Raw genomic sequence first — 12,791 nt, 5'->3', positions numbered from 1 at the left:
GTTTTTTTGTTGCACTATATTTTACAATTTATCAAAAATAAAAAAACAGAAGTGAACGGTACAAGCCAATCCACTTCTGATTTTTATTAGTATTTTCGAAATCGTTGGTAACGTGCTTCTAAAAGTTGTTCAAGTGGTAGCTGAGACAAATTTGCTAATTCAGCAACTATTTCTTGCTTCACAGCATACAATAAATCCTGATTGCTAAGCCTTGCTTCTGGAATCACCTTGTCCACTACTCCCATATCAAGAAGCTCATGAGAAGTGATTTTCATGAGTTCTGCAGCTTCCATAGCACGACTGCCGTCTTTCCACAAGATAGAAGCAAAACCTTCGGGACTAAGCACCGCGTAAATTGAATTTTCTAGCATCCAGACCTTGTCTGCAACAGCTAAAGCTAGCGCTCCTCCAGATCCGCCTTCACCGATAATAATAGCGATAATCGGCACCTTTAAATCGCTCATCTCGAGCAAATTACGCGCAATAGCTTCTCCTTGACCGCGCTCTTCAGCCCCAACTCCCGGATAAGCACCGGCTGTATTGATAAACGTAACGATAGGACGACCAAATTTCTCTGCCTGCTTCATCAAGCGAAGTGCTTTTCGATAACCTTCTGGATGAGGTTGTCCAAAATTCCGTTGCAAATTATCCTGTAGATTGCGTCCTTTTTGAATCCCAACAACGGTGATGGGCTGACCATCTAAAGTTCCGATTCCACCGATAACCGCTCCGTCATCTCGAAAAGAACGATCGCCATGTAATTCAATAAAATTCTCGCAAATTCCTTGCGCAAAATCCAAAGCTGTCAATCGTGCCTGATCTCGTGCTTCTTTAATAATTCGGGTAATCTTTGTCATTGTTCACCTCCATGGAAAGCCAATAACATTGCAATGGTGGAGCGCAATTCCAAGCGTTTGACAATGGCATCAACAAAACCATGTTCAAGCAAAAATTCTGCCTTTTGGAAGTCATCTGGCAATTTTTCACGAACGGTTGTTTCAATTACTCGGCGACCTGCAAAGCCAACAAGCGCTTGCGTTTCAGCCAAAATGATGTCTCCTTCCATGGCAAATGAAGCCGTCACCCCACCCGTGGTCGGGTCTGTTAAGATCGTCAAATAAAACAAGCCAGCATTAGAATGACGTTTCACCGCTGCGGATACTTTAGCCATTTGCATCAAACTCATAATTCCTTCTTGCATGCGAGCGCCACCAGAAGCTGTAAACAAAATGACTGGCAACTGATGTTCTGTAGCATATTCAAAAAGACGAGTAATTTTTTCTCCAACGACCGTTCCCATAGAAGCCATGATAAAGTTGGAATCCATGATCCCCAGTGCAGTTTTTTGACCACCGATTGTCGCAATTCCTGTCAATACCGCTTCATCCAAACCTGTTTTTTCACGGACAGTCCTTAATTTTTCACGATATTTAGGAAACTTCAAGGGGTCTGATGTTTCAATTCCTGTAAATAATTCCTCAAAACTATTGGTATCTACCGTTAAATTGAGGCGTTCAAAAGCTGAAATACGAAACGTATAGCCACATTGCGGGCAAATCCGTTCACTTCCCAAATCTTTTTGGTAAATGATATGCTTACATCCTGGACATTTTGAAAACAGTTCATCCGGAAACTCTGGTTTCACTTGAGGTTTCTCACGACTGGAACGGTTTGGATTGATCCGAATATACTTATCCTTTTTGGAAAACAAAGCCATGACTTATATCCTTTACTCCTCTACTTTTTCTTTTGATAAGCTGGTAAAAATTTCTCCATAAGAAAAGCTGTATCATAATCGCCAGCAATGACATGTGGGTCTGAAATCAAATCTAACTGAAAACCGCTATTTGTCACAACGCCGTCGATTTCTAACTCATAGAGCGCACGCTGCATTTTCATTAATGCATCAAAGCGATTTTCACCATGAACAATAATCTTGGCAATCATGCTGTCATAATACGGCGGAATCGTGTAGCCAGGATAAACTGCAGAATCCACACGCAACCCCACTCCACCACTCGGTAGATAGAGATTGGAAATCTTTCCCGGACTTGGTGCAAAGTTGAAGGCAGGATTTTCCGCATTGATTCGACACTCAATCGCATGACCTGTTATATGAATATCTTCTTGGTTAAAAGGCAGCTCTTGCCCCACAGCAATTTTGATTTGCTCCTTAACAATGTCCACCCCCGTTACAAATTCCGTTATCGGATGCTCCACTTGTACACGAGTATTCATTTCCATGAAATAAAATTCTCTTTTGCCTTCATCAAATAAGAATTCAATCGTTCCAGCGTTTTCATATCCGACAGATTGGGCAGCTCGTACAGCAGCTTCCCCAATTTTACGACGAAGGGTCTTGCCAATCGCAACCGACGGACTTTCTTCCAGCACTTTTTGATTATTTCTTTGAAGTGAACAATCGCGCTCGCCTAAGTGGACAACATGACCATGTTGGTCAGCCAAAATTTGGACTTCAATATGCCGAGCTGGATAAATGACCCGCTCCATGTACATGGCGCCATTTCCGAAAGCCGCCTTGGCTTCACTAGAAGCTGACTCAAAAGCAGCTACTAAATCCTCTGCTTTTTCAACCTTCCGAATACCTTTGCCACCACCGCCAGCAGAAGCTTTCAGCATGACTGGATAACCAATTTTTTCTGCAACCGCAAGTGCTTCGTCTGAAGTATGAACTTCGCCATCAGAACCTGGGATTACAGGCACATTAGCCTTAATCATCTGAGCACGCGCATTGATTTTATCACCCATTAAATCCATTACCGCTCCCGAAGGACCGATAAATTTAATACCAACTTCCTCGCACATCGTCGCAAACTTAGAATTCTCACTCAAAAAACCAAAGCCTGGATGAATTGCCTCTGCTCCAGTCAAAACTGCGGCAGAAAGAACCGCATTCATATTGAGGTAGGATTCTGTCGACTTTGCCGGACCTATACAAACCGCTTCATCTGCCAGTAAAGTATGGAGAGCTTCTTTGTCAGCAGTAGAATAGACTGCGACTGTCGCAATCCCTAATTCTCTAGCTGCACGAATAATTCTGACCGCAATTTCCCCACGGTTGGCAATTAAAATCTTACGAAACATGGTGAAATCTCCTTTTTTATTGTCCGAGGGCAAAAGTTAAAGTACCACTCGCTGCCAACTTCCCGTCAACTTCTGCTTTCGCTTCCACAACCGCAATGGTGCCACGACGCTTCACAAACTTCGCTGTCATGATGAGCTGATCACCAGGAACAACTTGTTTTTTAAATTTCACCTTGTCCATTCCGGCATAAAAGACCAATTTCCCTTTATTTTCTTCTTTGGATAATTCCAAAACACCGGCTGTTTGAGCCAAAGCCTCCATAATGAGAACTCCCGGCATAACAGGATATTCAGGGAAATGTCCGTTGAAAAAAGGCTCATTGATTGTAACATTTTTAAGCGCTACAATCTCATCTTCTTTCACTTCCAACACACGATCAACCAACAGCATAGGGTAACGATGTGGAAGAGCTTCTTTTATCGCATTGATATCAATCATTTAATCCGCACCAAACCTTTCCCAAATTCGACCATTTCTTCATTTTGGACAAGGATTTCCGTCACAATACCGTCCTTAGGTGACGGAACTTCATTCATCACTTTCATGGCCTCAATAATCATCAAGGTTTGCCCTTTCTTTACTTGGTCGCCAACGGAAACAAAAGAAGGTTTATCAGGCCCAGAAGCAAGATAAGCAACTCCAACCAAGGGACTTTCTACTACATCGCCTTCAGCTGTAGGTGTTTCTGGACTCATCGTTTCCTCCACAATTGGAGGAACAGTTGGCTGGGGAACTTCTACTTGTGAAACAAGATTGGTGTTCACTGTTGAATCCTCTGCAGAAGGAGCAATTGATTCAACTGTTCTTTCATTTTTACTGAACGTTAATTCATCACTTTGATTTTTATAAGAAAATTCACGCAGACTTGATTGGTCAAATTGAGCCATCAAATCTTTGATTTCATTGATATTCATTTAAGCCTCCCAGCGCTTGAATGCAAGTACAGCATTGTGCCCACCAAAGCCAAAGGTATTTGAAATCGCATACGGAATATCATGTTCTTGCCCTTGACCATAGATGACATTCGCCTCGATATCATCTGAAAGTTCTTGCGTTCCTGCAGTCATCGGTACAAAGTTATGACGCATTGCTTCAATCGTTGCAATAGCTTCTACTGCACCAGCTGCACCAAGAAGGTGACCTGTGAAAGATTTCGTAGAAGAAACTGGTACTTCTTTTCCAAGAACATTAACAATCGCTTGACTTTCACCCTTTTCATTGGCTTGTGTAGAAGTTCCGTGAGCATTCACATAGGCAATGTCTGAAGGTTGTAATCCTGCTTCTTCAATGGCTAGTTTCATAGCTTTAGCAGCCCCTGTACCAGCTGGTGATGGTGTTGTCATGTGATATGCGTCACAAGTATTTCCATACCCCACAATTTCTGCTAAAATCGTTGCCCCACGTTTTTCAGCATGTTCTAAACTTTCAATTACTAAAACACCTGCCCCTTCTCCCATTACAAATCCATTTCGATCTTTATCAAATGGAATAGACGAACGTTTTGGATCTTCATTTGTGGAAAGAGCTGTAAGAGCTGCAAAACCGCCGATGCCAATTTCGTTGATAGAGCATTCAGAACCACCTGCTAAAATAACATCTTGAAAACCAAATTTAATTTCACGGTATGCCTCTCCAATAGCATCATTAGAAGACGCACAAGCAGTTGTAATAGATTTACACACCCCATTAGCTCCCACACGAATAGCGATATTTCCGGCTCCCATATTTGAAAGTGCTTTAGGAATGAAGAGCGGTTGGATACGATTGGCTCCTCTTTCATGCATTCGGATAATTTGATCTTGCAATTCTTTTAAGCCACCAATCCCACTAGATACAATGACACCAAATCGATCATGATCAACTGTCTCGGTATCTAGATGAGCATTTTCTAACGCTTCTAAAGCTGCATGAATGGCATAAATAGAATACATATCCATACGATTTTTGTCTTTTTTAACAAAATGTTTTTCTAGCGGGAAATCTTTAATTTCTGCTGCATTATGTACACCAATCACACTAGGATCAAAATTCGTAATTGGACCAATACCAATCTTCCCTTCTTTTAGACTATCCCAAAACTCTTCGGGTGTGTTTCCAATAGGTGAAGTTACTCCATATCCTGTTACAACAACTCGATTTAGTTTCATTTCGAACTCCTTTATTAAGAAAATATATCACATGCTTAAAACTCATAAGTTTTAGTCATCTTCTACCTCATGGTTAACCCGCCATCAATAGCAATGACTTGCCCAGTTAAATACTCTTGACGAGCTAGAAAGACTGCCACTTCTGCTACTTCGCTGGTATTTCCAAAACGTTTCATCGGAATTTGTGCTAACGTAGCTTCTTTCACTTTATCAGACAAAACATCGGTCATATCTGACTCAATCATACCTGGTGCAATAGCATTCACTCGTACATTGCGGGCTGCTACTTCACGCGCTACAGACTTAGTAAATCCGATCAGTCCAGCCTTAGAAGCCGCATAGTTTGCTTGACCGACATTGCCAATCAAACCAACCACACTTGATACATTGATAACAGCACCTTGACGAGCTTTCGACATTGGCTTCAAAACCGCTTGAGTCATATTAAAAGCACCAACAAGATTTACTTTCAAGACCTGCTCAAAATCTTCCTCTGTCAATTTTAGCATGAGTTTATCTTTTGTAATCCCTGCATTATTAACCAGAATATCCACGCTTCCAAGTTTTTCGATAGTTTCTTCTACCATCCGCTTGGCATCCGTGCTGTCTGACACATCACCAGAGATAGAAACCACTTGTACACCATAATCTGAAAATTCAGAGACGAGCTCCTCATCAATCTCACGGCGACCGTTTAAAACAATGTTGGCACCTAGACTCGCAAACTTATGTGCCATTGCAAGACCAATTCCACGTGTTGAACCAGTTATAAAAACATTTTTACCTTTAAGTTCCATACCTATTCCTTATTTTCTAGAAGAGTAGATAAACTTCTAACATCTTCAACGTGAGCAACCTTTGCTGATTTATCAATTTTTTTAACAAAACCAGAAAGAACCTTACCTGGACCAATTTCAATAAAATTAGTTACACCAACTTTTTGCATCGTTGCAATACTATCATAAAAACGAACTGGTTCCATAACTTGACGAGTTAAGAGTTCCTTAATTCGTCCTTGTTCCATGACAGTTGCTTCTGTATTTCCTACCAAAGGAAGTTTGAAATCAGCAAATTCAACTGTTTCCAAAACTTTTGCCAATTTATCACTTGCAGGTTTTAGCAAAGCTGTATGAAATGGACCGGAAACATTCAAAGGGATGAGACGCTTAACACCAGCTTCTTTTAACAATTCCACTGCTTTGTCAACCGCTTCAACTTCACCACCAATAACAATCTGACTAGGTGTATTGTAGTTTGCTGGTGATACAATTCCCAGCTGGCTTGCCTTTTGACAAGCTACTTCAATTGTAGCTAAATCGGCATTTAAAACCGCAACCATTTTACCAGAGCCAGCAGGAGCTGCTTCTTCCATAAAAGCACCACGCTTTGCCACCAAATCAACCGCCGTTGTAAACTTCAAAGCACCTGCTGCTACCATGGCAGAGTATTCCCCAAGAGAAAGGCCTGCTACCATATCAGCTTGCATTCCTTTTTCTTGCAATAATCGGTAAATAGCAACCGAAGTGGTTAAAATTACTGGCTGAGTATAGCGTGTCTGATTGAGCTTTTCTTCCTCATTATCTATCAGATATCGTAGATCATAGCCCAATACTTGACTTGCTTCATCATAGGTTGCCCTCACTACATCAAACTGATCGTAAAGGTCACGAGCCATTCCCAGATACTGAGCACCCTGACCTGCAAATAGAAAGGCTGTTTTAGTCATTTCTAGTTACTCCTGCCCAACGGCTAGCTTCTTTTTGGATTACCTCTGCTGCACCGTAGTAAATATCTTTTAAAATTTCTTCAACTGTTTCTTCTTTGCTGACAAGCCCCGCAATTTGTCCTGACATGACAGAACCATGTTCAACATCACCGCGAACAACTGCATTTGCAAGAGCGCCAGCTCCTAAATTCTCAAAAACAGTTAAATCAGGATTTTCTTGCTTAAAAGCATCCTTTTCTGCTTGGTCAAATTCTCTAGTTAGTTTATTTTTCAAAGCTCGTACCGCATGACCAAAATGTTGAGCAGAAATAGTGGTATCAATATCCCGAGCTTTCAAAATCATATTTTTATAATTTTGGTGCGCATTTGACTCTTTTGCAACGACGAAACGTGTTCCCACTTGAACAGCCTCTGCACCAAGCATAAAGCCTGCAGCTGCACCGCGACCATCTGCGATTCCACCCGCTGCAATCACAGGAATATCAACTGCTTCAACTACCTGACGAACCAAAGTCATGGTGGTTAATTTTCCAATATGCCCACCTGCTTCCATTCCTTCAGCAATGACTGCATCTGCACCAATTTTTTCCATTCGCTTAGCCAATGCTACACTTGGAACTACTGGAATGACTGTAATACCTGCGTCGTGGAAACGAGTCATATATTTACTTGGATTTCCTGCACCAGTTGTCACAACCTTGACACCTTCTTCAATCACTAAGTCAACAATATCTTCCACAAACGGTGACAACAGCATGATATTCACGCCAAAAGGTTTGTCTGTCAATGACTTAATTTTATCAATATTAGCTTTGACAACTTCTTTCGGTGCATTACCACCACCGATAATGCCAAGACCTCCCGCTTTAGAAACTGCACCAGCCAAGTCACCATCAGCAACCCAGGCCATTCCTCCCTGGAAAATAGGATATTTAATATTTAACAATTCTGTAACACGTGTTTGCATAATACCTTCCTTTATATTGCTTAAGTAATAGCTCAATCATCTCAAGTATACCCTTTGTATAATTTGAAAATCAAACTATTACCTAAACAAGAGGGAGTGGAACCTATCATCTTTAAATTGATTTTATCGTTCCACCCCAGCAAAATTAACTGTCTACCTCAATACCTTTTTTAAAAGAGGGCGAGAATCTTCTCTCAGCCCCGTTTCATTTTTTATTTTGTTTTTTCTTCCACATAAGCGACCAAGTCACCAACTGTGTTCAATCCTTCTTCAGTTTCAATTTGAATATCGAATGCATCTTCGATTTCTGAAATAACTTGGAACAAATCCAATGAATCTGCATCAAGATCATCAAAAGTTGACTCAAGAGTAACTTCTGAAGGTTCCTTACCAAGTTCTTCCACAATAATTTCTTGTACTTTTTCAAATACTGCCATGATAGACTCCTTTAAAAATAAATATTTATATTCATGTGTTTACCACATAATAACTAAATTGTAACAATAAGTGTGCCCCATGTCAAACCTCCACCGAATCCTGACAGCAAAACTGTTTGACTGCCATCAAGGTGAATGAGTCCTTTTTCAACACACTCAGATAAGAGAATTGGAATGCTCGCTGCACTCGTATTCCCATATTCCATCATATTTGCAGGAAGTTTTTCCCTCGCTGCACCAATCTTTTTCGCCATTTTATCTAAAATACGAATATTGGCTTGATGTAATAGTAAATAGTCAATATCCTTTACTTGAATATCACTGGATTCAATCGTATTTTTTATAGATTTTGCCACATCTCGAATAGCAAAATCAAAAATTTTTCGACCATCCATTGTCAAGTAAGGCGCTACTTCTCCCTTTTCAGAATAAGGTGAAGATAAACCAACTTTACCACAAGTCAAGCTTTCCCCACGCGAACCGTCTGTATATTGACTTTCAGCTAAAAAATGCTGCTGCTCTGAGCTCTCTAGCAAAACACCACCAGCACCATCACCGAAAAGAACCGCAGTTGAACGATCAGACCAGTCAAGAACTTTTGATAAGGTTTCACTTCCTATAACAAAGCCCTTCTGGTAACGACCTGAAGAAATTAACTTTTCAGCTGTCGACAGAGCGAAGATAAAGCCACTGCAAGCCGCTGTCAAATCAAAGGCAAAAGCATGATTTGCACCAATATTTGCTTGAACTCGTGCAGCCGTTGAAGGCATCATAGAGTCTGGGGTGATAGTTGCCACAATGATAAAGTCTAGCTCATCTGCATGGATATTCGCCTTTTTCAACAATTGACTTGCCACCTTTGTAGCCAAATCACTCGTTGATTCTGTTTGTGACAGATGACGGCGTTCTATTCCTGTCCGACTTGAAATCCATTCATCGCTCGTATTCATTATCTTTGCCAAATCATCATTTGTAACCACCTGACTTGGAGCATAATGAGCGACTTGACTAATTTTCGCATAGTTCATTATTTCAAATCCTCTAGAAAACGATACAGATTAGTCAGACCTTTTCCCATGACCTTCATCTCTTCAGCATCCATTCCTTCAATGATTCTTTCAACCATTCTCTTGTGAAATCTTCTATGCAAGCGATAAATTAGGCGACCATTTTTTGTCAAATTCAGATGAACAACACGACGATCAACTTCTGAACGTGTCCGTTCAATATAGCCTTTTCTTTCAAGGTTATTTAAACTAGTTGTTACGGTTCCTAATGTCACCATCAATTCCTTTGCTACACTACTAGGAGTCGCATTAGGATTTTTTCCAACAACATCAATCGTGTGCATTTCTTTGATAGAGATATCTTTGAAGCGACTGCCTCTCAAACTAGATTCTTCAATAACCAATACATTATTGAAAATAGATGTTAAATAATCATTGACCAATTGGTAATCCAAAAATCTATCCTCCTCTAACAAAAAAACTTTCAACATCAAAACATTTGACTAGAAAAGTATATCAAATATCAAATTAAATTGCAACTACTTTTTTACTTCCCAGAAAATTTTGGTCGACGCTTCTCAGCATAAGCTCGCACCCCTTCTTTGAAATCTTCTGTGAAAGCCAATGTCTTCTGCAACTGTAATTCGAGTTTTGCATACTCATCCCAACCAGTAAACAAACTCTTCCATACCAATTCTTTAATAGCACGATAAGAATTAAGTGAATGACGTTTCAACTTCTTAATCACTTGATTCGTTGTAGTTTCTAACTTTTCAACTTCACAAACTTTATACAAAAGACCGTAATTTAAAGCTTTTTCTGCGTTTAACGGTTCACCTGTCATTGCTAATTGAGTTGCTCTCGTCACACCAATCGCTCTAGCAAGTAAATACAGACCACCCGCATCAGGAGCAAGACCTACCCCCACAAAGGCTTGAATAAAACGAGAACGCTCCGTTGCAATACAGAAATCTGCAGCTACCACCATATTAGCTGCCGCACCAGCAACTGGTCCATCTACACTCATAATGATAGGCTTAGATAGTTGTTTCATTGAGTAAGAAATTTCATTGACTAATTCAGCAATTTTCACCAAAGACTGAATATCATCTGCCTCCACTGCTCGTTGCATTTCTGCCAAATCACCACCAACAGAAAATACTTTTCCATTTGCATTGATGAGCAATATTTGGACAGCTTTATCCTCAGCAGCCAATTCAATGGCTTTTAAAATCTCCTCACACATGGGAACATTAAACCCATTGGAAACCTCCGGGCGATTCAATGTTAAAGTCGCAACACCGTCATTGACACTATATAAAATATTTTCAAATTGCATTAAATTGCCTCCGACAATTCTTTTCTTTGTCAATTAAATTATTTGAATATCAAATAATATGGTTACATTCTAACATAAAATATTTGCTTTAGCAAGTAAGCACAAGTAAATTTGAAAAGATTTCAGAATTTTGCTATAATTTAAACAAGCAGCCATTAGGAGAATGTATGAAAGTTGTTAAATTTGGAGGAAGTTCACTTGCCTCCGCTGGTCAATTAGAAAAAGTATTACAGATTATAAAAGCTGATCCTGAACGTCGCTTCGTGATTGTCTCTGCACCTGGGAAGCGAAGCACTCAGGATACAAAGGTAACAGATGCCCTCATTAAATATTATCGAGACTATGTTGCTGGTAATGACGTAACAAAACACCAACAGTGGATTATTCAGCGTTATCGAGATATGGCGTTAGAACTGCAGCTTAAACCAAATATTCTAGAGAGAATTTCAAAAAGTTTCCAAAAGCTCGCAAGCCTTCCTATCGAAAATAATAAGTTCTTGTACGATACTTTTCTTGCTGCAGGTGAAAATAACAATGCGAAACTCATTGCGGCTTATTTTACCCAAAATGGCGTAGATGCTCGTTATGTTCACCCTAGAGAAGCAGGACTCATTGTATCCAGCGAACCAGGAAATGCTCGACTTCTCCCTTCCAGTTATGATAAAATCGAAGAACTAAATGAAGCTGACGAAGTATTGATTATCCCAGGATTCTTTGGAGTAACAAAAGACGATCAAATTTGCACCTTTTCACGTGGTGGATCCGATATTACTGGATCCATCATTGCGGCAGGTGTAAAAGCTGATCTTTACGAAAATTTCACAGATGTTGACGGTATTTTTGCAGCACACCCTGGCATTATTCACATGCCACACTCCATTCCAGAATTAACTTATCGCGAAATGCGTGAATTAGCTTACGCAGGTTTTACTGTATTACATGACGAAGCACTCATTCCAGCTTACCGTGGAAAAATTCCACTCGTTATTAAAAATACAAATAACCCCACTCATCCTGGTACAAAAATTGTTTTAAAGCACAGCAACAGGGACTTCCCTGTAGTAGGTATTGCTGCAGATGCCCATTTCACCAGTATCAACATGTCTAAATACCTCATGAACCGTGAAATCGGTTTTGGTAGAAAAGTTCTGCAAATATTGGAAGATCTAAATATCCGCTGGGAGCACATGCCTACCGGTATCGATGACTTATCTATTATTCTTCGGGATCGTGAATTAACCCCCATTAAAGAGGAAGAAATTCTTCGTCAATTAAGACAAAAGTTAGAAGTCGACCACGCAGAAATCGAACATGACCTCTCAATCATTATGATTGTCGGTGAAAAAATGAAAAGTCATATTGGTTTGACCGCTACTGCAACAAAAGCATTATCAGATAATCATATTAATATCCAAATGATTTCGCAAGGATCTAGTGAAGTTTCAATCATGATTGTTATCAATTCCGAACAAGAAAAAGCAGCTATAAAAGCACTGTACAAAGCTTTTTTTGAATAAAAATTGAGAGTCTAGGTAAAAGTTCATAAAATAGTCAAAAAGCTTAAAATCAACGTTTTAATTAACTTGATTTTAAGCTTTTTTTGCTATGAGAGATTATTACACTTTGACCATGAATGAGTTTTTGCTCAGCCACTTGCATTATATTAACCCCAAAATCTTGATGTAGTAGCTGATGATGAAGGCAACAGCGTAAGGGTATGAGTTCGAACTAAAAATTTTCAAATTTTGATTGATTGCTACGCGTAATCTCCCCAGAATGCATTATTTATGGGTGAACTCGTCAGCAAACATAGGCATCTCACCTGTCTCACCCGGAAATCTATTACAAATCCCAATATCAGCTTTTCATCAACCAAGAGCCTGAATTAGTGTTATAAATAATAATTTTAAACTGAGATTCCGCATTCTATTTTAAAAATAGCAAAAAAGAAACCCGATTATATCAAAGGCTTCTAATCATCTATCAACTCCGGCAGTAGGACTCGAACCTACGACATCATGATTAACAGTCATGCGCTACTACCAACTGAGCTATGCCGGAT

General features: G+C 39.9%; 14 protein-coding genes and 1 tRNA gene. 1 reads left to right on the top strand and 14 read right to left on the bottom strand.

The genetic code is table 11. The features are described from left to right. Positions 1-86 precede the first annotated feature (86 nt). From HMPREF2984_RS04225 to HMPREF2984_RS04165, 13 genes are all read right to left on the bottom strand, one after another. Positions 87-857, bottom strand: a complete 771-nt coding sequence (locus tag HMPREF2984_RS04225) for an acetyl-CoA carboxylase carboxyl transferase subunit alpha (RefSeq protein ID WP_003043405.1) — start codon at positions 855-857, stop codon at positions 87-89. Further along, complete coding sequence (gene accD, locus HMPREF2984_RS04220) at positions 854-1,717, bottom strand: acetyl-CoA carboxylase, carboxyltransferase subunit beta (protein WP_070670585.1); 864 nt, start codon at positions 1,715-1,717, stop codon at positions 854-856. The genes HMPREF2984_RS04225 and accD overlap by 4 nt, the downstream gene beginning before the upstream one ends. A 20-nt stretch (positions 1,718-1,737) precedes the next feature. Continuing rightward, positions 1,738-3,105, bottom strand: coding sequence for an acetyl-CoA carboxylase biotin carboxylase subunit (locus HMPREF2984_RS04215; RefSeq protein ID WP_049514551.1), 1,368 nt, complete (start codon positions 3,103-3,105; stop codon positions 1,738-1,740). Positions 3,106-3,121: 16 nt separating this feature from the next. Next, the gene (fabZ, locus tag HMPREF2984_RS04210) at positions 3,122-3,544 is read right to left on the bottom strand and encodes a 3-hydroxyacyl-ACP dehydratase FabZ (protein ID WP_003043557.1); all 423 of its coding nucleotides are present in this window, start codon (positions 3,542-3,544) and stop codon (positions 3,122-3,124) included. Then, positions 3,541-4,020 (bottom strand): acetyl-CoA carboxylase biotin carboxyl carrier protein, encoded by a 480-nt coding sequence (accB, locus tag HMPREF2984_RS04205; protein WP_004224360.1) that lies wholly within the window; start codon positions 4,018-4,020, stop codon positions 3,541-3,543. Before accB ends, fabZ begins: the two co-directional genes overlap by 4 nt. Continuing rightward, positions 4,021-5,253, bottom strand: coding sequence for a beta-ketoacyl-ACP synthase II (fabF, locus tag HMPREF2984_RS04200; RefSeq protein WP_059221191.1), 1,233 nt, complete (start codon positions 5,251-5,253; stop codon positions 4,021-4,023). It abuts the gene before it with no gap. Positions 5,254-5,315: 62 nt separating this feature from the next. Then, positions 5,316-6,050 carry a 3-oxoacyl-[acyl-carrier-protein] reductase gene (gene fabG / locus HMPREF2984_RS04195; RefSeq protein WP_049533203.1) on the bottom strand — a complete coding sequence of 245 codons (735 nt, stop codon included), beginning with the start codon at positions 6,048-6,050 and terminating at the stop codon, positions 5,316-5,318. 2 nt (positions 6,051-6,052) lie between these two features. Beyond that, positions 6,053-6,979 (bottom strand): ACP S-malonyltransferase, encoded by a 927-nt coding sequence (gene fabD, locus HMPREF2984_RS04190; RefSeq protein ID WP_004224371.1) that lies wholly within the window; start codon positions 6,977-6,979, stop codon positions 6,053-6,055. After that, a complete protein-coding gene (gene fabK, locus HMPREF2984_RS04185) occupies positions 6,972-7,946 on the bottom strand; it encodes an enoyl-[acyl-carrier-protein] reductase FabK (protein WP_049514558.1) in 975 nt (324 codons plus the stop codon). The genes fabD and fabK overlap by 8 nt, the downstream gene beginning before the upstream one ends. 212 nt (positions 7,947-8,158) lie before the next feature. After that, complete coding sequence (locus HMPREF2984_RS04180) at positions 8,159-8,383, bottom strand: acyl carrier protein (protein WP_003026017.1); 225 nt, start codon at positions 8,381-8,383, stop codon at positions 8,159-8,161. 53 nt (positions 8,384-8,436) lie between these two features. Then, positions 8,437-9,411, bottom strand: coding sequence for a beta-ketoacyl-ACP synthase III (locus tag HMPREF2984_RS04175; RefSeq protein WP_049533204.1), 975 nt, complete (start codon positions 9,409-9,411; stop codon positions 8,437-8,439). After that, positions 9,411-9,845, bottom strand: a complete 435-nt coding sequence (locus tag HMPREF2984_RS04170) for a fatty acid biosynthesis transcriptional regulator FabT (RefSeq protein WP_003026022.1) — start codon at positions 9,843-9,845, stop codon at positions 9,411-9,413. The genes HMPREF2984_RS04175 and HMPREF2984_RS04170 overlap by 1 nt, the downstream gene beginning before the upstream one ends. A 92-nt stretch (positions 9,846-9,937) precedes the next feature. After that, positions 9,938-10,729: an enoyl-CoA hydratase gene (locus tag HMPREF2984_RS04165; protein ID WP_003043475.1), complete on the bottom strand. Its 792-nt coding sequence runs from the start codon at positions 10,727-10,729 to the stop codon at positions 9,938-9,940. A gap of 167 nt (positions 10,730-10,896) precedes the next feature. On the opposite strand from HMPREF2984_RS04165, the gene HMPREF2984_RS04160 reads away from it, so the two are divergent. Beyond that, the gene (locus HMPREF2984_RS04160; RefSeq protein WP_049533205.1) at positions 10,897-12,246 is read left to right on the top strand and encodes an aspartate kinase; all 1,350 of its coding nucleotides are present in this window, start codon (positions 10,897-10,899) and stop codon (positions 12,244-12,246) included. A 470-nt stretch (positions 12,247-12,716) separates the two neighbouring features. Here HMPREF2984_RS04160 and HMPREF2984_RS04155 read toward each other — a convergent pair. Beyond that, positions 12,717-12,790, bottom strand: a tRNA-Asn gene (locus HMPREF2984_RS04155). Between the last annotated feature and the right edge of the window lies 1 nt (position 12,791).

The sequence above is a fragment of the Streptococcus sp. HMSC066E07 genome (genome assembly GCF_001814695.1).
GTDB classification, from domain to species: Bacteria; Bacillota; Bacilli; order Lactobacillales; family Streptococcaceae; genus Streptococcus; species Streptococcus hominis.
The sequence above is the reverse complement of the archived record's forward strand: the minus strand, read 5'-3'. Positions and strand labels throughout refer to the sequence as shown.